The sequence below is a fragment of the Allobosea sp. P4_C6 genome (assembly GCF_056402015.1).
In genome coordinates this window covers 66,103-90,915 of the sequence record NZ_JBFUIF010000021.1, presented here as the reverse complement: position 1 = coordinate 90,915, position 24,813 = coordinate 66,103, and the positions used below count along the sequence as shown (strand labels likewise).

The 24,813-nt window shown below is 65.8% G+C and carries 25 protein-coding genes and 1 tRNA gene; 9 read left to right on the top strand and 17 right to left on the bottom strand.

Annotated elements, in window-relative coordinates; genetic code table 11:
• The first annotated feature begins 224 nt into the window (after window positions 1–224).
• Window positions 225–1,238: a helix-turn-helix transcriptional regulator gene (locus AC1DVA_RS16565; protein WP_476806589.1), complete on the top strand. Its 1,014-nt coding sequence runs from the start codon at window positions 225–227 to the stop codon at window positions 1,236–1,238.
• A gap of 85 nt (window positions 1,239–1,323) precedes the next feature.
• On the opposite strand, the gene AC1DVA_RS16560 is transcribed toward AC1DVA_RS16565, so the two are convergent.
• The 4 genes from AC1DVA_RS16560 to AC1DVA_RS16545 form a co-directional block, all read right to left on the bottom strand.
• On the bottom strand, window positions 1,324–2,883 hold the full coding sequence (locus tag AC1DVA_RS16560; RefSeq protein ID WP_476806588.1) for a 3'-5' exonuclease: 1,560 nt from the start codon (window positions 2,881–2,883) through the stop codon (window positions 1,324–1,326).
• A gap of 24 nt (window positions 2,884–2,907) precedes the next feature.
• Window positions 2,908–3,177: a hypothetical protein gene (locus AC1DVA_RS16555; protein WP_476806587.1), complete on the bottom strand. Its 270-nt coding sequence runs from the start codon at window positions 3,175–3,177 to the stop codon at window positions 2,908–2,910.
• A 102-nt stretch (window positions 3,178–3,279) separates the two neighbouring features.
• On the bottom strand, window positions 3,280–4,197 hold the full coding sequence (locus AC1DVA_RS16550) for a hypothetical protein (protein ID WP_476806586.1): 918 nt from the start codon (window positions 4,195–4,197) through the stop codon (window positions 3,280–3,282).
• Window positions 4,198–4,780: 583 nt separating this feature from the next.
• Window positions 4,781–4,856, bottom strand: a tRNA-Ala gene (locus AC1DVA_RS16545).
• Between the two features lie 118 nt (window positions 4,857–4,974).
• Between AC1DVA_RS16545 and AC1DVA_RS16540 the strand changes: the two genes are divergently transcribed.
• Window positions 4,975–5,265 (top strand): YggT family protein, encoded by a 291-nt coding sequence (locus AC1DVA_RS16540; RefSeq protein ID WP_265050510.1) that lies wholly within the window; start codon window positions 4,975–4,977, stop codon window positions 5,263–5,265.
• Window positions 5,266–5,374: 109 nt separating this feature from the next.
• Window positions 5,375–6,970, top strand: a complete 1,596-nt coding sequence (locus AC1DVA_RS16535) for a gamma-glutamyltransferase (protein ID WP_476806585.1) — start codon at window positions 5,375–5,377, stop codon at window positions 6,968–6,970.
• Between the two features lie 117 nt (window positions 6,971–7,087).
• On the opposite strand, the gene AC1DVA_RS16530 is transcribed toward AC1DVA_RS16535, so the two are convergent.
• Together AC1DVA_RS16530 and AC1DVA_RS16525 are read right to left on the bottom strand one after the other, a co-directional pair.
• Window positions 7,088–8,668 carry an ABC transporter substrate-binding protein gene (locus AC1DVA_RS16530; protein ID WP_476806584.1) on the bottom strand — a complete coding sequence of 527 codons (1,581 nt, stop codon included), beginning with the start codon at window positions 8,666–8,668 and terminating at the stop codon, window positions 7,088–7,090.
• A 39-nt stretch (window positions 8,669–8,707) separates the two neighbouring features.
• On the bottom strand, window positions 8,708–10,201 hold the full coding sequence (locus AC1DVA_RS16525; RefSeq protein ID WP_476806583.1) for an amidase: 1,494 nt from the start codon (window positions 10,199–10,201) through the stop codon (window positions 8,708–8,710).
• 146 nt (window positions 10,202–10,347) lie between these two features.
• Here AC1DVA_RS16525 and AC1DVA_RS16520 point away from each other — a divergent pair, with 146 nt between their 5' ends.
• Window positions 10,348–10,680 carry a DUF167 family protein gene (locus tag AC1DVA_RS16520; RefSeq protein ID WP_476806582.1) on the top strand — a complete coding sequence of 111 codons (333 nt, stop codon included), beginning with the start codon at window positions 10,348–10,350 and terminating at the stop codon, window positions 10,678–10,680.
• A gap of 67 nt (window positions 10,681–10,747) precedes the next feature.
• Entirely contained in the window at window positions 10,748–11,446 is a 699-nt protein-coding gene (locus tag AC1DVA_RS16515) for a carbonic anhydrase (RefSeq protein ID WP_476806581.1), read from the top strand.
• A gap of 117 nt (window positions 11,447–11,563) precedes the next feature.
• Here the strand turns inward: AC1DVA_RS16515 and AC1DVA_RS16510 are convergent, their stop codons facing one another.
• Both AC1DVA_RS16510 and AC1DVA_RS16505 read right to left on the bottom strand, forming a co-directional pair.
• Window positions 11,564–12,493: a site-specific tyrosine recombinase XerD gene (locus tag AC1DVA_RS16510; RefSeq protein WP_476806580.1), complete on the bottom strand. Its 930-nt coding sequence runs from the start codon at window positions 12,491–12,493 to the stop codon at window positions 11,564–11,566.
• On the bottom strand, window positions 12,490–12,636 hold the full coding sequence (locus AC1DVA_RS16505) for a histidine kinase (RefSeq protein WP_476806579.1): 147 nt from the start codon (window positions 12,634–12,636) through the stop codon (window positions 12,490–12,492). Before AC1DVA_RS16505 ends, AC1DVA_RS16510 begins: the two co-directional genes overlap by 4 nt.
• A 173-nt stretch (window positions 12,637–12,809) precedes the next feature.
• Between AC1DVA_RS16505 and AC1DVA_RS16500 the strand changes: the two genes are divergently transcribed.
• Both AC1DVA_RS16500 and aroB read left to right on the top strand, forming a co-directional pair.
• Window positions 12,810–13,409 (top strand): shikimate kinase, encoded by a 600-nt coding sequence (locus AC1DVA_RS16500; RefSeq protein ID WP_476806578.1) that lies wholly within the window; start codon window positions 12,810–12,812, stop codon window positions 13,407–13,409.
• Window positions 13,406–14,551 carry a 3-dehydroquinate synthase gene (gene aroB, locus AC1DVA_RS16495; RefSeq protein WP_476806577.1) on the top strand — a complete coding sequence of 382 codons (1,146 nt, stop codon included), beginning with the start codon at window positions 13,406–13,408 and terminating at the stop codon, window positions 14,549–14,551. The genes AC1DVA_RS16500 and aroB overlap by 4 nt, the downstream gene beginning before the upstream one ends.
• A 10-nt stretch (window positions 14,552–14,561) precedes the next feature.
• Here the strand turns inward: aroB and AC1DVA_RS16490 are convergent, their stop codons facing one another.
• The 3 genes from AC1DVA_RS16490 to AC1DVA_RS16480 all read right to left on the bottom strand — a co-directional run bounded on the left by AC1DVA_RS16490 (window position 14,562) and on the right by AC1DVA_RS16480 (window position 18,048).
• Entirely contained in the window at window positions 14,562–14,897 is a 336-nt protein-coding gene (locus AC1DVA_RS16490; RefSeq protein WP_265050520.1) for a DUF1330 domain-containing protein, read from the bottom strand.
• Window positions 14,898–14,998: 101 nt separating this feature from the next.
• Window positions 14,999–16,096 carry a calcium:cation antiporter gene (locus tag AC1DVA_RS16485; protein WP_476806576.1) on the bottom strand — a complete coding sequence of 366 codons (1,098 nt, stop codon included), beginning with the start codon at window positions 16,094–16,096 and terminating at the stop codon, window positions 14,999–15,001.
• Window positions 16,097–16,233: 137 nt separating this feature from the next.
• Window positions 16,234–18,048, bottom strand: a complete 1,815-nt coding sequence (locus AC1DVA_RS16480) for a glucan ABC transporter ATP-binding protein/ permease (protein ID WP_265050522.1) — start codon at window positions 18,046–18,048, stop codon at window positions 16,234–16,236.
• Between the two features lie 141 nt (window positions 18,049–18,189).
• Here AC1DVA_RS16480 and AC1DVA_RS16475 point away from each other — a divergent pair, with 141 nt between their 5' ends.
• Together AC1DVA_RS16475 and AC1DVA_RS16470 are read left to right on the top strand one after the other, a co-directional pair.
• Entirely contained in the window at window positions 18,190–18,960 is a 771-nt protein-coding gene (locus tag AC1DVA_RS16475) for a motility protein A (RefSeq protein WP_265050523.1), read from the top strand.
• Between the two features lie 14 nt (window positions 18,961–18,974).
• A complete protein-coding gene (locus tag AC1DVA_RS16470) occupies window positions 18,975–19,799 on the top strand; it encodes an OmpA/MotB family protein (protein WP_476806575.1) in 825 nt (274 codons plus the stop codon).
• A 72-nt stretch (window positions 19,800–19,871) separates the two neighbouring features.
• Here AC1DVA_RS16470 and AC1DVA_RS16465 read toward each other — a convergent pair whose 3' ends face one another.
• From AC1DVA_RS16465 to aztA, 6 genes are read right to left on the bottom strand one after another with little or no spacing between them, the layout of a single operon-like run.
• Complete coding sequence (locus tag AC1DVA_RS16465) at window positions 19,872–20,168, bottom strand: hypothetical protein (RefSeq protein WP_476806574.1); 297 nt, start codon at window positions 20,166–20,168, stop codon at window positions 19,872–19,874.
• 5 nt (window positions 20,169–20,173) lie between these two features.
• Window positions 20,174–21,181: a WD40 repeat domain-containing protein gene (locus AC1DVA_RS16460; protein WP_476806573.1), complete on the bottom strand. Its 1,008-nt coding sequence runs from the start codon at window positions 21,179–21,181 to the stop codon at window positions 20,174–20,176.
• Window positions 21,182–21,195: 14 nt separating this feature from the next.
• Complete coding sequence (locus AC1DVA_RS16455; RefSeq protein ID WP_265050527.1) at window positions 21,196–22,158, bottom strand: CobW family GTP-binding protein; 963 nt, start codon at window positions 22,156–22,158, stop codon at window positions 21,196–21,198.
• A 44-nt stretch (window positions 22,159–22,202) separates the two neighbouring features.
• On the bottom strand, window positions 22,203–23,144 hold the full coding sequence (locus AC1DVA_RS16450; protein WP_476806572.1) for a metal ABC transporter substrate-binding protein: 942 nt from the start codon (window positions 23,142–23,144) through the stop codon (window positions 22,203–22,205).
• Between the two features lie 34 nt (window positions 23,145–23,178).
• The gene (locus AC1DVA_RS16445) at window positions 23,179–24,054 is read right to left on the bottom strand and encodes a metal ABC transporter permease (RefSeq protein WP_265050529.1); all 876 of its coding nucleotides are present in this window, start codon (window positions 24,052–24,054) and stop codon (window positions 23,179–23,181) included.
• Between the two features lie 17 nt (window positions 24,055–24,071).
• Window positions 24,072–24,806, bottom strand: coding sequence for a zinc ABC transporter ATP-binding protein AztA (gene aztA, locus AC1DVA_RS16440; RefSeq protein WP_476806571.1), 735 nt, complete (start codon window positions 24,804–24,806; stop codon window positions 24,072–24,074).
• Window positions 24,807–24,813: the final 7 nt, after the last annotated feature.

Sequence of the window (24,813 nt, the reverse complement as noted above, 5' to 3'; positions counted from 1 at the left end):
TTTCACAGTAACCCTCACCGTCTAACGCCAAATCTCGTTACGCGAGTTCGGCGGGAGATTGAAATCAGCAATTGTGCGAGGTCCTCACTCGCGCACCCGCTCCAAAACTGACAATGTCACATCCATGCGTCAGAAACGGTCGTGTGCCGTTTATGGCGACCGCAGCACCTGATTTCCGAAGGTCGGCTTTGCTTGGCTGCGCAGGTGACGGATGGGAGCGTTCATTGCGGTTCGAAAAGACACGAGCACTTCTTGACTTGGCCAGGGCTCTTGCCGGCTCGGCCGAGGGGCTCACCCTTGACGAGATGGCCCGAGTTGCCGGTGTCGGTCGCCGCACCGCGGAGCGGATGCGGGACGCAATCGAGCAGATCTTCCCGCAGCTCGAAGCGGTGGACGATCCGCCGTACAAGCGCTTCCGCATCAGCAATGGACTCGATCGGCTGTTCCAGGCTCCGACAGCCGAGGAGCTCGTTGCTCTCAACACGACGGCGCTTGCCTACCAGGCATCCGGCAATGCCGACCGCGCCGATGCGCTTTTGTCGCTGGAAGGCAAATTGAAGGCCTCGCTGCGCTCATCGGCGCTACGACGGTTGGGACCCGACATGGAAGCGCTGCTCCAGGCTGAAATGGTGGCCGTTCAACCTGGCCCCAGAGCCATTGAAGATGGCGATCTGCTTTTACAGCTTCGTCACGCTCTGAAGGCATGCCGCGAAGTGCAATTTGTCTATGCCGGCGGATCACGGCCGGGCGAACAACGGCACGTGGTGCCGTATGGTCTCCTTTTTGGGCGGACCAACTATCTCGTTGCCGCCGAGAGGCAGCAGGACGAGCCAAAGACCTGGCGTTTGGATCGCATTCAGAAACTGGAAATCCAAGACAGACCGGCCGTGGTGCCGCTCGACTTCAATCTCGCTGAGTTTGCCGGGCGCTCATTTGGTACTTTCCACGGAGCGCTGGAGCACGTCGTTCTGAGGGTCAAGCCGGATCGGGCTCAGGATGCACAGCGATGGCTTTTCCATCCAAGCCAGGAGGTCAAATTGCAAAGTGACGGGTCCGTCCTTGTCACTTTCCAGGCAAGCGGCATGCTGGAGCTGTCATGGCACCTGTTTTCGTGGAGCGATCAGGTCGAAATCCTCGCCCCTGAAAGCCTTCGCACCTTGATGGTTGAAGAGTTGCGCCGGGCGATCGCCGTTCATGGAGCCGAAAGGGCGACCAAAACTGACGAATCTTCGCCGTAGCGTAATTTCGATGGCTTGAAAGCGTGTCCGTGCGTCGACATCAAGGCGCTTCCCAGACTTGGTTCGCGTAGCAGCAACTCGCTCTTCACGGCACGATCCGACTTACGCGGTAGCTAAGCGGGGCAACCTCGTCCACCGATATGGCCGAGCCAACGGCCACCTCGTTCAGCTTAAAGAATTGCGCAACCCACCCGCGCTTCCGAAAGAATTTCTTATCACCGTCAAGGTCGGTGAGAACAGGAATGGGCCCGCCCCAGTCGATAGAAATTTCTGTCGACGCAGAGCTAGCTCGGTTTGAGCCTCCCACGGCTTCTGGCGGGAACTTATCGAAAAAATCTCGGAGGTAGATGTGGTTATGCCGGATATTGCCTTCGGTAATTCTCGTTATGCCGAGATGGCGGACGGCTGTGGCAGTCACGGGGGCGCTGACCATCCGCGTGGGTGTCTCTTCCGCAGTCGATTGAGCACGGCGCTGAAGCTCCTGGGGCGACACTCGCGCCTCGGTCAGGGCCTGGACTACGGGCGGGGTTCGAAGCGCCGTTAACGTTTCCGCCCGAAGCACCACTTCGGCCGATGCTCGCGCATCTTCACCGGCATCGTGATGGACGAAATTCAAGCCAAGGTGCCGCTTCAACGAAGCAAGACCATGCCCGCCATTGCCCTTGAGTTCTGGCCAGGCCCCGCGTGCGACTTGAACGCTGTCCCGCCACGTCCATGCAGGCTGCTTAAACCCAGCTTGGGTGCATGCGGCGTTGATTGCGGTCTGATCGAAGCTCGAATGCTGGTAAACGACCTGCCCAGTCAAAGCCATTTGGAGCATAGGTAGAACCTGATCGAACGTCGGCGCGCCGCGAACCGTGCGAGCGGTTATCCCGTGAATTCGGCTGCATGACCAATCGTCTGTCTGCGGGTCGATGTAGGTGACCCACGTCTGGATCGTCCTGTCTGGGCACACGAAGGCCAATCCGATCTGACAGATGCTGGCGCGACTATAATTCGCCGTCTCAACGTCAAGCGCGACAAATCGGAACTCGCCGAGCGGAAGCTCCCTGACGGAGCCCGGAGCTTTTGACGGAAGAGTGAATCCATACTCTTGCAACGTGCCGAGATAGCGGCTTCGCTGGCGTTCAATCGCCTCCACTTGAGCCTGCCCCCATCCCAGCCGAGCAATGGTCAGATCAACGAGGTGCTGAGGCTCCTCGTAGGCCGCCGCCGCTTTTCGATTCCAAGCGATAGCCTCGGCGGGAGCAATCGCAATCACTTCCCGTTCCAAGGCTGAGATATCGACGTGCCCCGAGATCGGAAGCCAAATTGCTGCGCAATGATCCGCAATAAACGCGTTGCGCAATGCCTTAGCGTAGCCGCCATCCGCCACTGTCGACAGGCTCTTCCTGTCTCTCCACATGCGCCCCACGTTGTACATGTGCGAGAAATAGTGGCTCATGCCTTCTGAGCCGGTGCGGTGTCGTTGGTGTATGCGCTCGTACAGGCTCTGCGTTGTCGAACTGGTTGAACCTATGTAGCTCAAATAGCCAAGATGATCGATCAAGCCATAGAGCCCACGCTCATTTTGCGGAGCATCAGCGGTCCGGCGAGCGGTCTGCTTCAAAAGTGCGTCAAGGGCATTTCGGGCCGAGTGGTCCATTGTTCGTCTCGCTATTCAGGATGATCAGTTGAACCAGCGACGATGCCGCCGCGCTACTGTGACTACGTGCCCGTGCTCACCAACGACGAGATACACGCCGTTGTAGCGCTCCAACTCTGATCGCCGACGATCACTCCCATCGGCGGCTAAGGCGATGGAAGCCCTGTCGAACATCAACCGAATCGCTCTTCCCGGGGCCTTACGCTGAGTGCCGTAAGCGAAGATCGTTGCGACGATCTCGGCTGGAATGCTGCGCTGGATACCTCGCAGTTGCGCATGACGGGTGATGTCCATCTCAACTCCGAATTTAGCAATGATCCGCAGTTCGGCGCCGTTGATGCATGGCGTCGTTCGGGCAGGATTGTGAGAGTGTGATCGCTGGCGGTAGTGCGTCGATCAGAGGGTGTTGCGATCGACACGGCGCCACTCGATTGCGCTGACAATGCCCCAGTTGTCGTTCTCGTTGGGACGGCGCCACTTCGCGACAGGCATAGCTTGAAGCCGCTGCAGTGCTTCGTCGTAGTCCTGGAACACTTCCTCCGAGCCCTTGTCGCCGATCTGATAGCGACCGCCACGGCTTGTGCTGGGCGTGAAGATCGAGCCATCGCGAGCGACAGGAACAAAAACAGGTGTCATTTCCGTCGGCTCGTCCGTAAGCGCCACGTTTTCACATTTCGAGATCGTCGGCAGAAAGGAATCGCGCTTATCTAGCCATGCGCGGGCGGCCTCGTTCGACAGGAGACCAGCCGCGTCCTTCGGCAATTCGGGCGTGGCCCCGGACATCATGTTGCGTATCCGGCTGAGCTTGACGTTCCCCAGCAGAGCTAAGCCCTCTGCGGCGACGCCAGATGCGTTGTCCAGATTCCACCGCGCCCTCGCCATCAGAAGAGTCGGAAAGAGCGGCTCGCTTTCGGCGTCAGGAAGCCAACGATCGGGAGGGCAGTCGAGGAGCAGCTCTTCAACCGTTTCGAAGGTCTCGCGGATCTCTTGTTCGCCCGAACCACCACGATCAAGGAGGCCAAATACCGCATACGCGGACAGGGTCGTCAGCTTCTCTCCCAACTTCGTCTCGAGGTAGAAGCCCGTCTCTTGAACAGCCTCCTGCCATTCGGCTGTGCAGTTATCCAGTTGCGCGAAAGCACGCGCAGTCTGGTCTACTCCAATAATGCGCTCCAAGTTTTGTCCAAGCCGGGTAACCAGCGCGATTAGCGACGTGGCGGCATCCACATCGGCGTCGAACCACCTGCCAAAGGCCTCCGACCGCTCTTCGTAGGTCGCGCTGCGTTGGATTCCGTGTTCGCGAAGCGAGTTCATGCGTTGTCTCCAGTGATGCGATGATTCACTACATCACTGGATTATCGATTGCAATAGGAAGTGATCTAAAGAGTCACTTTATCACTCGCTTCGAGGCCCGCGGCATATGCGCTCCCGCCTTAGGCTACGCAATTCTCAATGCACAATGCGCAAGCGTCGACTCGCCAATCGACCGCCCAATTTAACGCGATCAAATTGGCTGCTCGAGCTGGAAGTTTGCAGCTGCAAACGTGCTTGGCTACTTGGACACGCAAGCCATTCAGTTGCGGTTGAACGACCAGACGGAGCCAGGGTCGGCTCTTTGATCGCGGGATCTAGATTGCTGAGGTACTATTGGACAACGCGGCCGTGCCGGCGGGAGCGATCTTCAACTTCTCGCTCGGCCGCGTTGACAACTGGCGCTCCGACCCCACGTCGAAACCAGTGGGTCCCGCTCTGATCCAACTCGTCACATGCGGCCAATCGTCCGTAGCTGCTCGCTGCAGGCCGCTTGTAACCGACAAACAGCCTAGGGCCGAAGCTAGGACCGCATTTCTGAGCCTTCGGAAACCACCAACTTTTCCAATCACTTAGATCGAAAATTTGGTGGAGCTGAGGGGATTCGAACCCCTGACCTCTGCAGTGCGATTGCAGCGCTCTCCCATCTGAGCTACAGCCCCAAGGCGCTGGCCTTCTAGGCCGTGCGCCGCGTGGATGTCAATCACCTCCGCCATCTGTTTTGGCGCCGGCGGACGATATTCCGCGACATCTTTCCGAAAAGGCCCAAGAGGAAGATCGATGCGTGCCGTTCTCGACGTGGTTCTGCTCGCCCTGCAGATCTATGTGTGGATTTTGATCGCCTCGGCGGTGCTGAGCTGGCTGATCGCCTTCAATGTCATCAACACCCGCAACCAGTTCGTCGCGACCATCTGGGACGCGCTCTACCGCGTCACGGAGCCGGCCCTGCGCCCGATCCGCGAGCGCCTGCCGAATCTCGGCGGCATCGACATCTCGCCGATCATCCTGCTGCTGATCATCTACTTCATCCAGAGCGTGATCGTCCGCTACATCTACCCGAACGTCTTCTGACGGCGCCTGCCCTGCGCGCCGCGCGGCTCCCGGGCTTCCACGACGCATTCGACGGCGCCGCGGCCGGCATGCAGTATGGCGACCTCCACAATCGATCGAGGTCGCCCGCATGGCCGCAGCCGCTCGCCCCTATCGCAGCCAGAACTGGGTTCTGACCAAGCCGGCCGCCCGCGGCCGGCACGGCATCGTCGTCTCGCAGAGCCGCGAGGCGGCCGAGGCCGGAACGGCGATTCTCGAGCAGGGCGGCAATGCCGCCGACGCAGCGGTCGCGGCCTGCTTCGCGCTCGCGGCGGTCGAGCCCTGGAACAGCGGCCTCGGCGGTATCGGCTTCGCGGTGGTGCTGAAGGCCGGAGAAAGCCGGGCGCAGGTGGTCGATTTCGGCCCTGTCGCGCCGCGCCGCGCCGATCCCGCCGATTACCCCCTCACCGGCGAGATGAAGAAGGACCTCTTCACCTGGCCGGAGGTCGTCGGCGACCGCAACATCCACGGCCCCCTCTCCTTCTGCATCCCGTCCTCGGTCGCCGGCTATGCCAAGCTCAAGCAGGCCTTCGGCTCGGCGCTGCCGCTGGCGGATATCCTGCAGCCCGCGATCGCGCTCGCCCGGCGCGGCCTGCCGGCAGATTGGTACACGACGCTGAAGATCGCCTCTTCCGCCGCGGTGCTGCGGCTCTATGAGGAGAGCGCGCGCATCTACCTGCCCGGCGGCCTGCCGCCGGTGCCGCCCTATCAGGGCTCGCCCGGCTTCATGACGCTCGGCAAGCTGCCGGAGACCCTCGAACACCTCGCCAGAGCCGGCCTCGACGACTTCTACAGCGGCGATCTCGCCCGCCGGCTCGCGGCGGACATCGCCGCCGCCGGTGGCGTCGTGGACGAGCAGGATCTGGCGGGTTGCAAGGCCGAGCTGCGCGAGGCGCCGACGATCGACTGGCGCGGCAGCCACCTCGTCCATACGGCCGGCGGCCTCACCGCGGCACCGACACTTGAACGCGTGGTCGCCGGCATGGCCGATGCGCCGATCGATGGCGACAGCCCTTCGGCCGCCTGGTTCGCGCAACTCTCCCGCGTCATGCGCGAGGCCTATCGCGAGCGCCTCGACGGCCTTGGCGCCGCCACCACGGCCAAGGAGCCGGGCGACACCTGCACCACGCACCTCACCGTGGTCGACGGCGAGGGCAATCTCGTCACCGTCACCACCACGCTGCTGTCCTCGATGGGCAGCCGCGTCGTGCTGCCGGGCACCGGCGTGCTGATGAACAACGGCATGATGTGGTTCGATCCCCGCCCCGGCAGCGCCAATGCGATCGCGCCCGGCGCCCGCCCGCTCTGCAACATGTGCCCGGTCGTGGTGACGCCCAGGGATGGCGGCTGGCCGCGCCTGGCCGCCGGCTCCTCCGGCGGGCGGCGCATCCTCGCCAGCGTCTACCAGACCCTCGCCTGGCAGCTCGATTTCGGCATGGATACCGAAGCGACGGCGCACCATCAGCGCATCGACGTCTCCGGCCCCGACTCGACCAGCGCAGATCTGCGACTGCCCGCCGAGACGCTGGCGGCGCTGGAGCAGGCTGGCCCGACGACCCTCGTCGAGCATGCCGTGCTGCCGATCAACTTCGCCTGCCCGAACTTCATCCGGGCCGACCGCGAGGGCGCCGAAGGCTCGAGCGACGCCGCCTCGCCCTGGTCGGCGGCAGTCGCGGCACAGCGCTGACGGTGACCGCGTCAGCCCGGCGCGGCAAGGGCCGTCATTCTCGGGTGAAGCGGAGCGCAGACCCGAGAATCTCTTGCCGGAGATGCTCGGGTCAAGCCCGAGCATGACGAGCGGGGGTCAGACCCGCTTCAAGCCCCAGGGATAGGGCGCGGAGCCTGCCAGCATGCCGGTCAGGTTCTTGCGATAGGCCGTGCGGATGACGAACTGGCCGAGCGGGATCGTCCCGCATTCTTCCAGCGCCAGCCGGCCGAGATCGACCGCCGTCTTCTTTTGCGCGGCCTCATCGGGCGCATAGAGCCACTGCTCGGCCAGTTCCTCGGCCTTGTCGCTCTTCCACCAGCCGAACCAGCCCTTGTCGCCCTGGCCGCGCACAAGGTTCGACAGCGCCGGGTTGCCCCAGCCGATCGCCGCGCCGGTGGTGTGGAAGATGCTCCAGCCGCCCTTCTCGACGCCCTCGCGGCTGTTGCGGCGCTGGATCACCGTACCCCAGTCGCTCGCCGCCATCTCCACGTTCATGCCGAGCTGCTTGAGCAGTTCGTAGGTCACCTCGCCGAGCGGCCCGATATCCGGAAAATCGGTCGGGTTGATGATCACGACCTTCTCGCCATTGTAGCCGGACTCCTTCAGCGCGGCCTTGGCCTTCTCGATGCTGCCCGGCATCAGATCTTCCTGCTCGCCGGTGTAATAGGGCGTGCCGCGCCACCAGAGATTGCGGCAGACCTGCCAGGTCGAGGTGTCGTCGCCCTGGGCGGCGCGCATATAGTCTTCCTGCTTCACCGCCATGCGGACGGCGGCACGCACCTTCGGGTTGTTGAAGGGTGGCTGCAGATGGTTCAGCCGGATGATGGCGCCGCGCCCGGCCTTGTCGATGATCTCGCGCTTGATGTCGGGGCTCTGGGCCAGCATCGGCTGCAGATCGGCGAGCGGACGCTCCCACCAGTCGACCTCGCCCGTCGTCAGGGCCGCGGCGGAGGTCGCCGGATCGGGCAGGATGTGCCACTCGATCCGCTTGAAGTTCGCGACCTTGCCGCCGGCATTGCGGCTCGGCGCCTCGCTGCGCGGCTTGTAGCCGTCGAACTTCTCGTAGACCACGCGGCTGCCGGTGACATATTCGCCGGGGACGAACTTGTAGGGACCGGAGCCGACCATCTCCGTCACCTGCTTGGTGGCGTCGGTCTGGGCCAGCCGCTCCGGCATGATGAAGGGCGGGTTGTCCGCCTTGGAGAGCAGGTCCAGCATCATCGGGAAGGGCCGGGTCAGCTTGATCTCGATGGTGCGTTCGTCGGGCGCGCTCCAGGCTTCGACGACCTTGGTCAGGAGCTGACCATAGGGATCGCGCTGGCACCAGCGCTTCATGCTCTGGATGCAGTCGGCCGGCTTGACCGGGGCGCCGTCGTGGAAGGCGAGCCCCTCGCGCAGCTTGATGCGCCAGGTCTTGCCGTCGGCCGAGATCTCGTGGCCCTCGGCCATCTGCGGCTGCGGCTTGAGGTCGAGATCACCGCCATAGAGCGTGTCGAAGACGAAATAGCCGTGGTTGTTGGTCACGGTCGCCGTCGTCCAGATCGGATCGAGCGCCGTCAGGTTGGCCTGTGGCACGAACTTCAGGGTCGTGGCGCTCTGCGCGGCGGCGGACCGCGTCAGGCTCGGGCCGGCGATGGCCAGCGCGGCCGTCCCCGTGAGAAAATCGCGACGCTTCATGCTTGCTCTCCCCTTTTTCTGGTTGATGATTGTGTCCGTTCAGGCGAAGCCCATGAAATTCGGGCTCTCGCTGATCGGCCGGGCCTTGGCGAGCCTGGCGAGGTCCGGCACCGGCCGCGCCGTCAGCGGGTCGCCCGCCAGCGCCGCCTCCAGCGCGGCGGCCACCGCCAGCACCTTGGCATCGCCGCCGCGCGGCCCGACGATCTGGAGCCCGAAGGGCATGCCGTTGCGGTCGAGCCCGACCGGCAGCGAGATCGCCGGGTGTCCGACGATGGTGACGGCATAGGCCAGCGCCAGCCAGTGGAAATAGGTCCGCGTCGCCCTGCCGTCGATCTCGGCGGGGAAGAGCTCGGTCCAGGGCCGGGGGCTCAAGGTCACCGCTGGCGACAGGATGACGTCGTAGCGCTCGAAGAATTGCTGCCAGCGCTGGTAGATCGCCGTCTGCTGCTTCAGCGCCCGCGTGACGTCGAGCGCCGAATAGCCCAGCCCTTCCTCGACATTGGCCCGCACATTAGGCCCGACCATGTCCGGCGTGTCGCGCACCTTGTCGAGATGGCCCGCGAGGAAGCCGACCGCACGCAGGATCTCGAAGACCTCGTCGGTGCCGTCGCAATCCGGCGTGGCTTCTTCGGCAGCATGGAAGAGATGGCTGAACGCCCCGGCCTTCTCGGCGAAGACGTCCTTGATATGCCGCTCCGTCGGGGCGAAGCCGAAATCGGGCGTCAGCGCCACCTTGAGCGAGGCGAGATCGATCGCGTCGGGCCTGGCGAAATCCTCAGGCCGGCGGATCGTCTGGCCATGCACGGTCGTGGCGAGCGGATCGGCGCCGTTATCGGAGACCATGGAGGAAAGCAGCAGGCAGAGATCGGGCACGTTGCGCGCCATCGGCCCGAGTACCGGAAGCGGATACCAGCCAAGAGCCCGCTTCTCGCTCGGCACGAGGCCCGGCGTCGGGCGGAAGCCGACGATGCCGTTGAAGGCCGCCGGATTGCGCAGCGAACCGCCCGTGTCGGAGCCGGTCGCGATCGGCACCATGCCCGTCGCCAGCGCCACGCCCGAACCGCCGGAGGAGCCGGCCGCGCTCTTCGACGGATCGAAGGGGTTGCCCGTCGCGCCGTAGACGGCATTGCGGGTATTGGCACCGGCGCCCCATTCGGGCGTGTTGGTCTTGCCGGCGATGATCGCGCCGGCCTTGCGCACCGAGGCGACGATCAGCTGGTCTTCCTTCGGTACGAAATCGCGATAGAGCGCGCTGCCATAGGTGGTGCGCAGTCCCGCGGTGTTTTCGAGATCCTTGATCCCGACCGGCAGGCCGTGCAGAGCGCCCAGCGCATCGCCGCGCGCCGTCGCTTCGTCGGCCTCGGCTGCCGCCTTGCGCGCCGCCTCGTCGTCCCGCGCCACCATCGCGTTCACAGCCGGATCGACCTCGTCCATGCGGCGGATGCAGCTTTCGAGCAGTTCGCGGGCGGAAAGCTTCCGGGCGCCGATGAGGGCGCGCGCGGCGACGGCGCTGAGATCGCAAGGTTCGGTCAAGGCGGGTGTCTCCGTTGCGCAGGCGCCTTGGCAAGCGTTATGCCGCACAGGGCGCAGGCAGCCAGACTAGGCGACGCGACCGGTATGTCCATGACCCGGCGGCGCATGGCTGCCCCTTCCCGACGAGAGGGCCGAAGAGAGAGCCGATGAGCGATCCGACCAGCCGTCCCTGGCGGGAAACAGGCGAAGGCGTCAGCCTGACCGTCAGGCTGACGCCACGCGGCGGCCGCGATGCGCTAGATGGTGTCGAGACCCTGGCCGACGGTCGCTTCGTGCTGAAGGCTCGCGTCCGGGCAGCACCGACGGAGGGCGAGGCGAACGCCGCACTCATCCTGCTTTTGTCGGGTGAGCTCAGGCTGCCGCGCTCGCAGATCGCCATCGTCGCCGGCGCCAGCGCGCGGCTGAAGACCGTGCTTTTGCGGGGTGAGCCTCGCGCACTCGTCTCGGCGCTCGAAACGCGGATTCACGGCGGCCGATAGGCGCTCGCCCGTATCGCACCGCAACATCGACTTGACGAAGCCCGCGCTTTCCTGTTCGAGAAGAGCCATGGAAAAGCCTGCTGAGCCGTTCCCGCAGCGCCTGACGGAAGGCTATCGGACCTTCCTCGACGACCGTTTTCTCCGCGAAAAGGGCCGATACGAAGAACTCGGCGAACACGGCCAGACGCCGAAGATCATGCTGATCGGCTGCTGCGACTCGCGCGTTTCGCCGGAGGTCATCTTCGATGCGCGGCCGGGCGAGATGTTCGTCGCCCGCAACATCGCCAATCTCGTGCCGCCCTTCCAGCCGGACAACCAGCTCCACGGCACGTCGGCCGCGCTGGAATATGCCGTGCAAGCGCTCAAGGTCCAGCATATCGTCGTGCTCGGCCATGGCCGCTGCGGCGGCATCCGCGCCTTCGCAGACGACAGCCAGGAAGCGCTCTCGCCCGGCGACTTCATCGGCAAATGGATCACCCTGATCGGCCCGGCGGCCGAGCGCACCGGCGGGCGCGGCCGCAACGAAAGCTTCGACGGCTACCTGCATCGGCTCGAACTGGCTTCCGTCCAGCAATCGCTCGCCAATCTCCGCACTTTCCCCTGCGTCCAGATCCTCGAAAGCAAGGGCAGGCTGCACCTGCACGGCGCCTATTTCGCGGTCGCCACGGGCGTGCTGATGATCCTCGATCCGGTCACCGGCCAGTTCATCCCGGCCGTCGGCGAGATGCCCAAGCGCGTCCAGCAGATCCGCTGCTCCGAGGCGTGAACGCTGTACGCCATGCTCGGGCCTGACCCGAGCATCTCGGAAACCAGCTTCTCTCGTCTTGAGATTCTCGGGTCTAGGCTTCGCTCCGCCCGAGAATGACGCGGCGACGGCCGTGCCTCACTCGCCATCCGCCAGCGGATGGAGATCGCGCACCATGCTCTTCAACCGCTCGTCGAGGACATGGGTGTAGATCTGCGTCGTCGCGATGTCGGCATGGCCCAGCAGCTCCTGCACGACCCGCAGATCGGCCCCGTTCTGCAGCAGATGGCTCGCGAAGGCATGCCGCAGCACATGCGGGCTGAGCGCCGCGGCCGAGAGCCCCGCCGCCCCGCCGAGCACCTTGAGATCGCGCGCGAAGACCTGACGGGTCAGATGCCCGCTCTCCCCATCCGAGGGGAAGAGCCAGCGTCCCTCGCCTTCGCCGGCCTCGATCAGCGCCTCCAGCCACTCCCGCGCAGCCTGCCGCGCCGCCTCGTTCAGCGGCACCAGCCGCTCCTTGTCGCCCTTGCCGCGCACAATCAGGAAGCGCTCGCGTGTCGTCGCGGCCGATCGCGGCAGCGCTATCAGCTCGGAAACACGCAGGCCCGTGGCGTAGAGCATCTCGACGAGGCAGCGCATTCGCAGCGCCTTCAGCCGGGCCGTCTTGGTCAGCCCCTCCCGCGAACATGCCGCCCGCGCAGTTTCGAGAAGCCGGTCGACATCGCCGACCGAGGCCACCTTCGGCAGCGGCCGCCCTCGGCGGGGGCCCGAGATCGCGGCGGAGGGGTCGGTCCCCGCCAACCCTTCGGTATAGAGAAAGCGATGGAACTGCCGCACGGCGGAAAGCCGCCGCGCCGCCGAGGAGGCCTTGAGCCCGCGCGCCGAGAGATCGGCGAGCCAGCCGCGGATATCATCCGCCGTGGCGTCGGCCACAGGCTTGTTGGCAAGGAAGCCGAGATAATCCTCGACGTCGCGCTCATAGGCTTCGAGCGTGTTGCGCGCCGCGCCGCGCTCGGCCGCCAGCATGTCGAGGTAAGCATTCAGCCGCTGGCGCGACAACCGGCTCATTTCGGCTGAAGTTTCGAGGGCGGCACGATCTCGACCATCTCGCGCTGCACCGGCTGGACGAAGGTCACGAGCGCCACCATGCCCCCGAAAACCAGACCGGCGATGACCGCGACGAAGGCGAGGAAACGGAATAACGTCGGCACTTCGGGCGAACTCTTGCAATCGCGCGATCTTGGGCCAGCCGACTATCCGCGATGCCGCCCGCGCCGCGCAAGGGCAGGCAGGCCACAGCCCCACGCAAAGCGCGGCAAAACCATGACGGAGGCATGACGCGGCCGGCGCCTGCGTGCTACAGCGTGCCGAGGAAATAAGATCGATGACTGCCGCCGCCACAATCACCGCCCCGGACACGGCCGATCTCCGCGCTGCTCTCGGCAGCCGCGCCATCGTGCTCGTCGGGATGATGGGCTCCGGCAAGAGTTCTGTCGGGCGCCGGCTCGCCAGCCGCCTCGGCATGCCCTTCGTCGACGCCGATACCGAGATCGAGACGGCGGCGGGCATGACGATTCCCGAGATCTTCGCGCAGCGCGGCGAGGCCGAGTTCCGCGATGGCGAGCGCCGCGTCATCAGCCGCATTCTCACGACCCGCGCGCCGCTCGTGCTCGCGACCGGCGGCGGTGCCTTCATGAATGCCGAAACGCGCGAGCGCATCAAGCAGCTCGGCGTTTCGGTCTGGCTCAAGGCCGAGCCCGATGTGCTGATGCGCCGCGTCCGCAAGCGCTCCAACCGGCCGCTGCTTCAGACGACCGACCCCGAGGCGACCTTGCGCCGGATGCTGGCCGATCGCGAACCCGTCTACGCGCTTGCCGACCTGACGATCCAGTCGAGCGACGAGCCTCACGAACTCGTGGTCGGCGAAACCATTGCCGCATTGGGCGGCTATCTGCGCCTGACGGCCGGAGAAGACACGCCATGAACGCCACCCTGACCGAGAAGGCCGGCGCGCGGATCACCGTCCCCGTCGCGCTGGAGGGCCGCGCCTACGACATCCATATCGGCCGCCACCAGCTCTGCGAGGCCGCCGCCCTGATTGCGACCTTCGCGCCCGGCGCCAAGGCCGCCCTCGTTACCGATACCAGCGTGGCCGCCCTGCACGGCGCCGCCTTCGAGGCCTGCCTGCACCAGGAAGGCATCACCTCGAGCCGCATCACCATCCCGCCGGGCGAAGGCTCGAAATCCTATGCCCAGTTCATCGCGCTCTGCGATGCCCTGCTGGCGGCGAAGATAGAACGCAACGACCTCGTCATCGCCTTCGGCGGCGGCGTCGTCGGCGATCTCACCGGCTTCGCCGCAGCGGTGCTGCGGCGCGGCGTCCGCTTCATCCAGGTGCCGACCACGCTGCTCTCGCAGGTCGATTCCTCGGTCGGCGGCAAGACCGGCATTAACTCACCATATGGCAAGAACCTGATCGGCGCCTTCCACCAGCCGGCGCTGGTCGTCGCCGACACCGCCCTCCTCGACACGCTGAGCGAGCGCGAGTTCAAGGCCGGCTACGCCGAGGTCGTGAAATACGGGCTGATCGACGACCCCGTCTTCTTCGACTGGTGCGAGGCGAACTGGAGCCGCGTTATCGCCGGCGGCCCGGAGCGTGACCATGCCGTCGCCGTCTCCTGCCGCGCCAAGGCGGCGATCGTGGCCCGCGACGAGCGCGAGGAGGGCGACCGCGCGCTCCTCAATCTCGGCCACACCTTCGCCCATGCGCTGGAGCGCCTGACCAACTACGATTCCGCGCGCCTTGTCCATGGCGAGGCCGTCGCCATCGGTCTGGCGCTCGCTTTCCGCTTCTCGCAGCGCCTCGGGCTCTGCCCGGGCCAGGATGCCGGGCGGGTCTCGCGCCATCTCGACCATGTCGGCCTGCCCAGCCGTTTGCAGCAGGTGCCGGGTGGGGCGGGCAGCGCCGAGGAAATCGTCAACGCCATGGCGCAGGACAAGAAGGTCAAGCGCGGCGTGCTGACCTTCATCCTCGCCCGCGGCATCGGCAAGAGCTTCATCGCGCCGGGTGTCGCGGCAGAGGAAGTGCGAGGCTTCATCGAGACCGAGCTCGCTTCGCACAGCTGATCGAAACGGATCAGGCAAGGCCGGCCTTGGCGAGGAAATCGGTCGCGCGATAGCCGGCCTCCACGCCCTTCACGATCATCGCCATACTGAGCGAGTTCTCCGTCCGCAGCGGCAGGATTTCGCGATAGCCGGGCGAGTCGTACCAGGCGCGCGCCCGCTCCAGATCGGGAAAGGCGATGATGACGAGATCGCCGGGCCATGGCCCCTCGATGATCTCCGGCGTCGCGCCATGGATCAGGAAACGGCCCTCATAGGGAACAAGCGTCGCATCGATGCGCCGGATGTAGTCGATGATCTCCGGACCGAGCCGGACTTCTTGGAGGTGGGCGATGGCATAGGCGGTCATGGTGCTCTCCGTCGAAGGGCCGCTCGAAAGCCGGCCGTTGCGGAGGACCATGACGTCGCAGATGGCGCGGGTCGATTACCTGCGGGGTTATCGCTTGCCCGTCAGGGGCTGAACACCAGCACGAGGAAGACGAAGAAGACGGCGAGATGCACCGCGCCCTCCAGCATGGTGGTGCGCGTGCCAGTGAAGGTCAGCGTCGAGAGCAGCAGGGTCATGGCGGCGATCACCATGTTCGTCGCCGACAGGCCGAGCACCACCGGCTGGCCGGTGAAGACGCCGATCAGCAGCACCGCGGGCACCGTCATGCCCAGCGTCGAGGCGGCCGCACCCAGGCAGAGATTGACCGCGCGCTGCAGCTGATTGGCGGTGATCGCCTTGAGCGCGGCAATGCATTCCGGCGTGAACACCACCATCGCGATCAGGATGCCGCCGAGCGCGGCGGGCGCGCCGAGCTTGGCGATGCCGAAGTCGAGCACCGCCGCCAGGCTCTTCGAGAGGATGACGATCGGCAGGATATTGGCGAGCAGCAGCCCGACATGCGGCAGGATTTCGCGTGCGGAAGAAGACTCCTCCTCGACGCCGGCAGCCGCGACCGGCTTGCCGTCCTCCTCCGGCTCGCGGAAGAACATGCTGTGCCGCCCCGTCTGGAGCGCGAGGAAGGCGCCGTAGAGCGCGACCGTGAAGATCGAGAAGGCGATGGCCTGGAAGGAGGTCAGCGTGCCGTCCGGCGTCGAGGTCGTGAAGTTCGGCAGGAAGAGCGGGATCACCGTCAGCGGGATGATTACGGCCAGATAGGACGTGGCGCCCTTCAGGTTGTAGCGCTGCTGGAAATGCCTCAGGCCGCCGATCAGCAGGCCGATGCCGACCACGCCGTTGAGCACGATCATCAGCACCGCGAACATCGTGTCGCGGCCGAGCGTCGGCGCCCCCTTCGCGCCGAGCATGACGGCGCCGACCAGCGCCACCTCGATGATGACGATCGAGAGGGTCAGGATCAGTGTGCCATAGGGCTCGCCCAACCTGTCGGCCAGGTCCTCGGCCTCGTGCACGACGCCGAAGGACGACCAGATGATGACGCCGAGCAACCAGAGGAAAACGAGCAGGGACGGCAACGGCGCGCCGAGCTGACCGAGCAGAGTGTCGCCGAACAGCAGGAATACGGCAACCGAAGCCCAGGCACAGGCAAGGCGAAGGATCATCATCGTCGTCGTCACACGGAAGTTCGTTGCGGAAAGGGTGTGACCTACATAAGCGGGAAAGGCGACGCTGGTGCAACGCCTGACATCGACGCAGGGCCCTCGACGAACGATTTCTCGCGTTCAGCCCGGCAGAAGCGTCAACCCGGCAGGATCTTCTGCGCCAGCGGGCTCGCCGCCCCTTCCGCGAGCGGGGCCGGCTTGTCGCTGACGAGATACTGCGCCCGCGCCAGCGCCGCGAAGCGCCCGCCCTTGGCGACGAGCTCGTCGAAGGTGCCCATCTCCTCGACCTGCCCATGCTCGAAGACGAGGATGCGATCGGCGTTGCGGATCGTGGCGAGGCGATGCGCGATGACGAAGGTGGTGCGATCCTTCATCACCTCCTCCAGCGCCTTCTGCAGCTTGACCTCGGTGGCGGCATCGAGCGCCGAGGTGGCCTCGTCGAGGATCAGGATCGGCGGGTTCTTGAGGAGCGCGCGCGCGATCGAAAGCCGTTGGCGCTCGCCGCCTGACAGCGTCCGGCCGCGCTCGCCGACGAGCGTGTCGAGCCCATCCGTCTGGCGGGCCATCACCTCGCTCGCCTGCGCCCGGTCGAGCGCCTGCATCAGCTCGGCGTCGGTGGCGTCCGGCTTGCCCACGAGCAGGTTCTCGCGGATCGAACGGGCGAACAGCATCGGCTCCTGGAAAACGACGCCGATATTGCGCCGGAGCGACAGCAGGGAGATCTCGCGGATATCCAGACCATCGACCGTGATCCGCCCCGATTGCGGGTCGAAGGCCCGGTGCAGCAGGCCAAGCGTGGTCGACTTGCCCGAGCCGGTAGAGCCGACGACGGCGATCGTCTCGCCGGGCCTGACCGCGAAGGAGACGTCGCGGACCGCCGCGCGCTTGCCATCATAGGAGAAGGAGACGTCCTCGAAGGAGACGGCGCCCTGGAGCCGGCCGGGATCCTTGGCGCTCGGCAGGTCGCGCACGGTCGGCGGCGTGTCGAGCACCTCGAAGAACTCCCGCATCTTCGGCGCCTGCATGAAGATGAAGTTCACGAAGGCGACGATCTGCTCGAGACGCCCGACCAGCATGGTGGCGAAGCCCATGAAGGTGACGATCTCGCCGACGGTCGTCTGGCCATGCATCAGCAGCCAGGTGCCGACGACGAAGATCGCGAGCACTGTCAGCGTCGCCGAGGCCCGCGTCGCGACCGTCGCCATCGCCCACCAGGACAAAACCGGCAGCTGCGCCTCCAGCAGGCTGCTGATGGTGCTGCGCAGCCCCCGCACCTCCGCCTCGATGCGGGTGAAGCTCTGGATCACCGGCACGTTGCCGAGCGCATCGGAGGCACGTTCGGCGAGGTTCGAATGATAGGCCTCGACATTGCGCTGGAGCTGGTCGGTCTTGCGCAGCACGAAGGCGGTCAGCGAGCCGAACAGCAGCACGAGGCAGATCAGCAGCAGGCCGAGCTGCCAGTTCTTCCAGACCGTGAAGGGCAAGAGCACGAACAGCGCGACGATCGAGGCGCAGTGCTCGCGGAAGAAGGAGAGCCACAGCGCCCACATCGCGCTCGTGCCGTCGAGCATCACCTTGAGCACGCGGCCGGAATGGGTCTGCGTGTGATAGGCGAGCGGCAAGGTGAGCGCGTGCTCGAAATAGCGCGCCATCACGGCAAGCCGGCTGCGATGGGCGAGCTTGTCGGCATTGAGCGCGACGAAGACCCCGACGCCGATATTGGCGAGGCCGAAGCCGGCCCAGGCGAAGATCAGCAGGTTGATGCTGCTCCAGGTCAGTGAGCCGCCCGACGTCTGGATCGTGGTCAGCCGGTCGATCAGCGCGCCGAACAGCATCGGCTCGGCGAAGGCGACCGCCGCCAGCAGGACGTTGGCCAGCGCCAGGACGATGCCCAGCCGCCTTTCCGGGCCGAGTTCGCCGAGGACACGGGCATAGAGCGTGAAGAGCGACATCGGCCGATTCTTAACGGAGCGTTTCGCCGGGGCAAGCGTCTCAACCTTAACGCTTCGTTCAAACCACACATCTTATGGTTTCCGCACTGCGAAAAGCCCCGGCTCGCGATCCCGGAGCATCGCGCGCACCAGGGTGCTCTTATGGATCTCGCCACCGGCGCAGGCATTCTGGGGGGCATCGCGACAATCGTCGCGCTGATCATGATCGATGGCGGTAATTTCGCTGCCTATTGGGACAAGCACGCCGCGATCATCATCTTCGGCGGCGCCAGTGCGGCCACCATGCTGCGCTTTCCCTTTTCAGTGATCGCGCACGGCCTGCCGATGGGCGTCCGCTTCGCCTTCACCATGCGTTCGATCCATCCGCGCGAACTGATCGACGAGATCACGCGCGTCGCCGAGATCGCCCGCAAGAGCGGCCCGGTCGCGCTCGAGAACGTCGAGGTCTCCGACCCGTTCCTCGCCCAGGGGCTGCGCTACATCGCCGACGGCTACGACAAGGACTTCATTCGCGACACGATGGAGCGCGACCGCGACAACTTCCTGCAGCGGCTCGACGAGGGCTCCAAGGTCTACCGCGCCATCGGCGACTGTGCGCCGGCCTGGGGCATGATCGGCACGATTCTCGGCATGGTCACGATGTTCGCCAACATGTCCGACCCCTCCAAGCTCGGCCCGGCCATGGCGACGGCGCTGCTGGCCACGCTCTACGGCGCCATGGTCGCCAACATGTTCACGCTGCCGATCGCCGACAAGCTGCACATCAAGCTTGAGGAGGAGGAGATCTCCCGCACGCTGATCATCGACGGCGTGCTGCAGATGCGCGACGCCAAGAGCCCGACGCTGGTGCGCGAGATGCTGCTTGCCTATCTGCCCGATCACCATCGCGCAGAGATGGCGCAAGCGGCATGACCGGGCTCTAGGCCATGGCGAAGAAGAAACGCGGCGGCCACGGCGGCCACGGCTGGTTCGTGACCTTCGCCGACCTGATGGCGCTGCTGATGGCGTTCTTCGTCATGGTCGCCGCCTATTCGAGCCAGGACAAGCAGAAGCTCCAGATCGTCGCCGGCTCGATGCGCGAGGCTTTCGGCACGCAGAGCGACGTTCGCCTCGCCGGCATCGTCGAGCGCGACGGCATCCCGACCAAGAGCCATATCAAGAACGCCCATATCCGCCCTCTCGAGGACGCGACGGACACGCCCGGGCCCAGCCAGCACAACCAGAAGGACGACGGCTTGATGTCGGCGACCTTCGACCGCGGCTTCGCGCTGGCCGCCGCCTCGCTCAGGCAGGCGCTGCGCGACATGCCGGAGATCGCCGAGATCTCGCGCAACGTCCTCGTCGAGGTCACCGAGGCCGGCGTCGATATCCAGCTCGTCGATCAGGAGGGCCGCGCCATGTTCGCCGAGGGCTCCGCTCAGCCCAATGAGCGCATGCGCAAGGTCCTGGCCGCCGTCGCCCCGACGCTGCGGCGCATGCCGAACAAGATCGCGATCTCCGGCCACAGCGCGACGCCGCGGCCGGGTGCGGTGCCCGAGGACGATCTCTGGGGGCTCTCGATCGGCCGCGCCAATGCAGTCCGCGAAATCCTCGCCAATGCCGGCATGCCGAGCGAGCGCTTCTCGTCCGTCACCGGCAAGGGCGACACCGAGCCGCTGATCAAGGACAATCCCTACCTGCCCTATAACCGCCGCGTCGGCATCGTGCTGAAGGCCGAAGCGCCGGCCATCCCGAACGGCTTGAAGCCCTGATAAGGCACGTCATGCTCGGGCTCGACCCGAGCATCTCATGACGAGAAGGTGCCTGTTTCCGAGATGCTCGGGTCAAGCCCGAGCATGACGAAGCGCCTCGGCCAGCGCCTCCGCCGTCACCTCGGCCATGGCCATCTGCAGCTTGTAAGCCCGGGTCTTCTCACCGGGCTTCATCACCAGGATCACCGTCTCGCTGCCGGGGCAGGCAGGATCGGCGCAGATGATCTCGTTGACGGCGATCGCGGTCGCCTCGGCCAGGCCGAGCATCTCTCTGACCTGTACCTTCAAGCGCTCGGCCACAGCCTTCGCTTCGGCCTTCGCTTCGCCGCCCTTGCGGGTATCGGGCTTGCCGAAGAGACCGAAGCGCACGGGTCTCAGCTCGGCAGCACGAGCACGCCCGCAGCGCCATCCTCGGCGCCGAAGGCGAGGCGCTTGCCGCCCTTGTCCCAGGCGAAGGCGCTGATGCCGCTGCCGGGCTCGGCCGGCCGCACCAGCAACTCGGAGCCATCGGTCAGTCGCACCAGCAGGATGCAGCCGTCGTCATAGCCGATCGCCAGAACCAGCGCGCCGGGGTGGAAGGCGACGCGGGTGACGCGCGCATGGCGCACGCCGCATTCGCGCGGCGCCTTGCCCTGCGGCCCGTCGCCCTGGAAGGGCCAGACGATCGCGCCGTCCGCTCCGCTCGAGGCGAGCCAGAGCCCGTCATGCGACCAGGAGAGCGAACGCGGCTTGGCCGGATAGCCGGTCATCCGCATATGGCCCGGCTTGTCGCCGAGCTTCCAGCCATGCAGCGCATTCTCCTGCATCGAGCTGACGACGAAGCGCCCGTCCGGAGACCACGCGACATCGAGATGCGAGCCCTTCCATTCCAGGAATTCCGGCTTCGCCTCGGTGTTGGGATACCAGAGCGAGACACCGTTCATCTGGGCTATGGCGAGGCGATAGCCCTTCGGCGCGAAGACGAGGCCCTGCGGCGTGCTCGCCGCTTCCAGTGTGCGCACGCGGCCCTTCTCGTCGCGGGCATGCACGCTCTTGCCAGTGTTCCAGGCGAGGTTGCCGGAGGCCGAGAGCGTGATCGCATCGATCCAGCGCCGCTTCGGGTCCTTTGCCAGCTCTTCCGGCTCGCCTTCGATGCGGGTTGCGACGACGCGCCCGTCATCGCCGCCGGTGATGAGCCGCTCGCCATCGCCCGTCGCCGACAGGATGCCGCCCGCATGCGCCTCGACGCTGTCCGTCGTGCCGTCGCGCCAGCGCAGCACGCGCCCGTCGGCCAGCGCGAAGGCAAGGCCCTGCTTCAGCCAGCGGATAGCGACGACATGGGTCTCGGCCGCGATGGGCGTGACATGCTCGCGCAGCGAGACGGGTTGAGTGAGAGTAGCCATGACGCGGCTTTAGCTCAGGCCGCGCAGGCTTCAAACCCCTTGCGCAACTCATTCTCGTTGAGACCGCGCCCGATGAAGACGAGGCGGCTCTCGCGCTTCTCGCCATCCTTCCAGTCGCGCTGGAGATCGCCGTCGAGGATCATGTGCACGCCCTGGAAGACGAAGCGGCGCGGTTCGTCCTTGAAGGCGAGGATGCCCTTGGAGCGCAGGATGTTCGGTCCCTGAATCTGGGTGAGGTCATTGATCCACGGCATGAACTTCTCGGGATCGACCTCGCCCGGCACGGTCAGCGAGATCGAGCGGATATCCTCGGCATGATGATGGTGATGGCCGGATTCGAGGAAATCCGGCTCGATGTCGAGAATGCGGTCGAGATCGAAGGCGTTGCGGTCGAGCAGTTGATCGATCGCCACGTCGCAACGCTCGGCCTTGTGCAGCTTGGCATAGGGGTTGATCTTGCGGATTTGCGCCTCGACCTCTGCCAGTTCCTCGGCCGAGACGAGATCGGTCTTGTTGAGGATGATGACGTCGGCGAAGGCGATCTGGTTCTTGGCCTCCGGCGCGTCCTTCAGCCGGTCTTTCAGCCACTTCGCGTCGGTCACGGTCACGACGGCGTCGAGCCGGGTCGCGTCGCCGACATCCTGGTCGACGAAGAAGGTCTGAGCGACCGGCGCGGGATCGGCGAGACCGGTGGTCTCGACGATGATCGCGTCGAACTTGCCCTTGCGCTTCATCAGCCCGTCGAGAATGCGGATCAAATCGCCGCGCACGGTGCAGCAGATGCAGCCGTTGTTCATCTCGAAGATTTCCTCGTCGGCACCGACGATCAGGTCGCCATCGATGCCGGCCTCGCCGAACTCGTTGACGATGACGGCGAACTTCTTGCCGTGGTCCTCGGTCAGGATGCGGTTGAGGAGCGTGGTCTTGCCGGCGCCCAGATAGCCGGTGAGCACCGTGACGGGGATTTTCTCGGACATGGCTTGACCTGAATGGCTGCGACGCTAGCGACGGCGCCGCCCGGTCAAGCCGGGCCGGCGGTCAGCGCCTTCTCGATCTCGCTTATATTGTGCTTCATCATCCGGATGTAAGTCCCCGCCGGACCCGACGCGTCGGAGAGCGCATCGGAATAGAGCCGGCCGCCGACCTTGGCCCCGCTTTCCCGCGCGATCTGCTCGACGAGGCGCGGATTGGTGACGTTCTCGAGGAAGACGGCCGGGATCTTCTGCCCCTTCACCTGCCGGATGATGCGGGCGACGTCCCTGGCCGAGGCCTCGGCTTCGGTCGAGACGCCCTGCGGCGCGATGAAGGCGATGCCGTAGGCCTTGACGAAATAGCCGAAGGCATCATGCGTGGTGATCGCCTTGCGCCGGTCGGCGGGGATGCGGGCGACAGCCGCCTTCACCTCGCCTTCGAGCGTGTTGAGCTCGGCCAGATAGGCCGTGGCATTGGCCTCGTAATTCGCCTTGCCCGCCGGATCGGCCGCGCTCATCGCATCGCGGATATTGGCGACATAGAGCTTTGCATTGGCGATGTTCTGCCAGGCATGCGGATCGTCATGGCCATGCGCATGCGCCGGACCGCCCTTGCCCTTGTCGTCATGGTCGTCATCCGCCTCGAGCGGCGTGATGCCCTTGGTCGCTTCGAAGAGCGTGGCCTTCGTGCCCGAGGATTTGACGAGGCGCGGCAGCCAGCCCTCGAAATGCAGCCCGTTGACCACGACGAGCTTCGCGCCCGCCATCGCCTTGGCATCGCCCGGCGTCGGCGAATAGACATGGGCATCGCCGTCGGGCCCGACGAGCGTCGTCACGCTGACGCGCTCGCCGCCGATCTGCCGGACGAAGTCGCCGAGGATCGAGAAGCTCGCCACCACCGGCAGCTTCTCCTGCGCGAAAGCGCCGAAGGGCGCGGCGGCTGCGGTCAGCCCCACGACAAGCCCGGCGATGAGGGCGCGACGGTTAGGCATCGGAGGTCTCCGCAAATGAAACGATATAACGTTTCTATCTCTGGAGATGGGCGCGAGGCAAGAGGCGGCGCGCAAGTCCGTCCTGCGATCCGAACAGGAGCGAACCGAGATAGATCGCCCCCGCCGCCAGGATGACGGAGGGCCCGGCCGGCAGGCTGGAGCCCGCCGCATAGGACAGGACGAGGCCGACATAGCCGGAAACCATGCCGAAACCGGCGGCGAGCAGCAGCAGCCTGGTGATATCCGCCGTCCAGAAGCGCGCGGCGGCGGCCGGCAGCATCATCATCCCGACGGCCAGCAATGTGCCCAGCGCATGGAAGCCCGCGACGAGGTTGAGCACGACAAGGGCGAGGAAGGTCAGGTGCACGATGCCGCCGGAGCGGCTGACCGAGCGCAGGAAGCCCGGATCGACGCATTCCAGCACCAGCGGCCGGTAGAGCGCCGCGAGCGTCAACAGAGAGATCGTGGCGACGCTGGCGAGCAGGATCAGCACCTGGTCGTCGAGCGCCAGCACATTGCCGAACAGCACATGCAGCAGGTCGATGGCCGAGCCGCGCAGCGAGACGATGGTGACGCCGAGCGCCAGCGAGATCAGGTAGAACGCCGCGAGCGAGGCGTCCTCCTTGAGCACCGTCGCCCGCGCCACCGCGCCGGCCGCCAGCGCCACGGCGAAACCGGCCGCAAGACCGCCGATCGTCATCGCCGGCAGCGAGAACCCCGCGACGAGATAACCCAGCGCCGCGCCGGGCAGGATGGCATGCGCCATCGCATCGCCGGTCAGGCTCATCCGCCGGAGCATCAGGAAGACGCCGATCGGCGCGCCCGAGACCGACAGCGCCACGACGCCAACGAGGGCGCGGCGCATGAAGTCGAATTCGGCGAAGGGGCCGATGAGGAGATCGTAGAGCATTGGCCCGATCTGTGGGTTCAGGCAGCGTCGCGCTGACAGGGAGCGGCGTGGCTGTCGAAGGATTCGACCATGCGCCGCGCCCTCAGCAGGTTCTCCGCCGTCAGCACCGCGCCGGTCTCGCCCCAGGCGACGGCCTCGCGCGCCAGCAACAAGGTCCGCGGAAAGGCCTGCCGCACCGTCTCGATATCGTGCAGCACCGCCACGACCGTGCGGTTCTCGCCATGCCAGCGCCTCACCAGATCGAGCAGATCGGCGGTGGTGCGCGCATCGATGGCGGTGAAGGGTTCGTCGAGCAGGATGACGTCGGCATCCTGCAGCAGCAGGCGTGCGAACAGCGCGCGCTGCATCTGGCCGCCCGACAGCGTGCCGATCGGCCGGCGCTCGAAGCCGGTCAGACCCACCGCCGCGATGGCATCGTCGATCTTCTGAGCCGCCCCGGCGCCGATGCGCCCGAAGATGCCGGCGCGGTTCCACAGCCCCATGGCGACGAGGTCGTAGACATGGATCGGGAAGGAGCGGTCGAGATCGGCCGATTGCGGCAGATAGGCGAGGCGCTTGCCCTTGGCGAGCGCGATGCCGCCGGACAGCGGCGCGAGCGCGCCCGCGATGCCTTTGAGCAGCGTCGATTTGCCGGCCCCGTTCGGCCCGACGATGGCGGTGAGGCTGCCGGTTTCGATCTCGCCCGAAAGGTGATGCACCGCCGGGTGACGGTCATATCCCAGCGTCAGATCTGTCAGGCGGATGGCGGACATCGAACGC

What these genes read in the sequence shown, in the direction of transcription:
- AC1DVA_RS16470 (WP_476806575.1), top strand. Translation starts at nt 18,975, where the DNA reads ATGGCGAAGAAGAAACGCGGCGGCCACGGCGGCCACGGCTGGTTCGTG.
- AC1DVA_RS16460 (WP_476806573.1), bottom strand. Translation starts at nt 21,181, where the DNA reads ATGGCTACTCTCACTCAACCCGTCTCGCTGCGCGAGCATGTCACGCCC.
- AC1DVA_RS16510 (WP_476806580.1), bottom strand. Translation starts at nt 12,493, where the DNA reads ATGAGCCGGTTGTCGCGCCAGCGGCTGAATGCTTACCTCGACATGCTG.
- aroB (WP_476806577.1), top strand. Translation starts at nt 13,406, where the DNA reads ATGAACGCCACCCTGACCGAGAAGGCCGGCGCGCGGATCACCGTCCCC.
- AC1DVA_RS16515 (WP_476806581.1), top strand. Translation starts at nt 10,748, where the DNA reads ATGGAAAAGCCTGCTGAGCCGTTCCCGCAGCGCCTGACGGAAGGCTAT.
- AC1DVA_RS16530 (WP_476806584.1), bottom strand. Translation starts at nt 8,668, where the DNA reads ATGAAGCGTCGCGATTTTCTCACGGGGACGGCCGCGCTGGCCATCGCC.
- AC1DVA_RS16450 (WP_476806572.1), bottom strand. Translation starts at nt 23,144, where the DNA reads ATGCCTAACCGTCGCGCCCTCATCGCCGGGCTTGTCGTGGGGCTGACC.
- AC1DVA_RS16455 (WP_265050527.1), bottom strand. Translation starts at nt 22,158, where the DNA reads ATGTCCGAGAAAATCCCCGTCACGGTGCTCACCGGCTATCTGGGCGCC.
- AC1DVA_RS16540 (WP_265050510.1), top strand. Translation starts at nt 4,975, where the DNA reads ATGCGTGCCGTTCTCGACGTGGTTCTGCTCGCCCTGCAGATCTATGTG.
- AC1DVA_RS16555 (WP_476806587.1), bottom strand. Translation starts at nt 3,177, where the DNA reads ATGGACATCACCCGTCATGCGCAACTGCGAGGTATCCAGCGCAGCATT.
- AC1DVA_RS16490 (WP_265050520.1), bottom strand. Translation starts at nt 14,897, where the DNA reads ATGACCGCCTATGCCATCGCCCACCTCCAAGAAGTCCGGCTCGGTCCG.
- AC1DVA_RS16550 (WP_476806586.1), bottom strand. Translation starts at nt 4,197, where the DNA reads ATGAACTCGCTTCGCGAACACGGAATCCAACGCAGCGCGACCTACGAA.
- aztA (WP_476806571.1), bottom strand. Translation starts at nt 24,806, where the DNA reads ATGTCCGCCATCCGCCTGACAGATCTGACGCTGGGATATGACCGTCAC.
- AC1DVA_RS16520 (WP_476806582.1), top strand. Translation starts at nt 10,348, where the DNA reads ATGAGCGATCCGACCAGCCGTCCCTGGCGGGAAACAGGCGAAGGCGTC.
- AC1DVA_RS16475 (WP_265050523.1), top strand. Translation starts at nt 18,190, where the DNA reads ATGGATCTCGCCACCGGCGCAGGCATTCTGGGGGGCATCGCGACAATC.
- AC1DVA_RS16500 (WP_476806578.1), top strand. Translation starts at nt 12,810, where the DNA reads ATGACTGCCGCCGCCACAATCACCGCCCCGGACACGGCCGATCTCCGC.
- AC1DVA_RS16535 (WP_476806585.1), top strand. Translation starts at nt 5,375, where the DNA reads ATGGCCGCAGCCGCTCGCCCCTATCGCAGCCAGAACTGGGTTCTGACC.
- AC1DVA_RS16485 (WP_476806576.1), bottom strand. Translation starts at nt 16,096, where the DNA reads ATGATCCTTCGCCTTGCCTGTGCCTGGGCTTCGGTTGCCGTATTCCTG.
- AC1DVA_RS16560 (WP_476806588.1), bottom strand. Translation starts at nt 2,883, where the DNA reads ATGGACCACTCGGCCCGAAATGCCCTTGACGCACTTTTGAAGCAGACC.
- AC1DVA_RS16480 (WP_265050522.1), bottom strand. Translation starts at nt 18,048, where the DNA reads ATGTCGCTCTTCACGCTCTATGCCCGTGTCCTCGGCGAACTCGGCCCG.
- AC1DVA_RS16445 (WP_265050529.1), bottom strand. Translation starts at nt 24,054, where the DNA reads ATGCTCTACGATCTCCTCATCGGCCCCTTCGCCGAATTCGACTTCATG.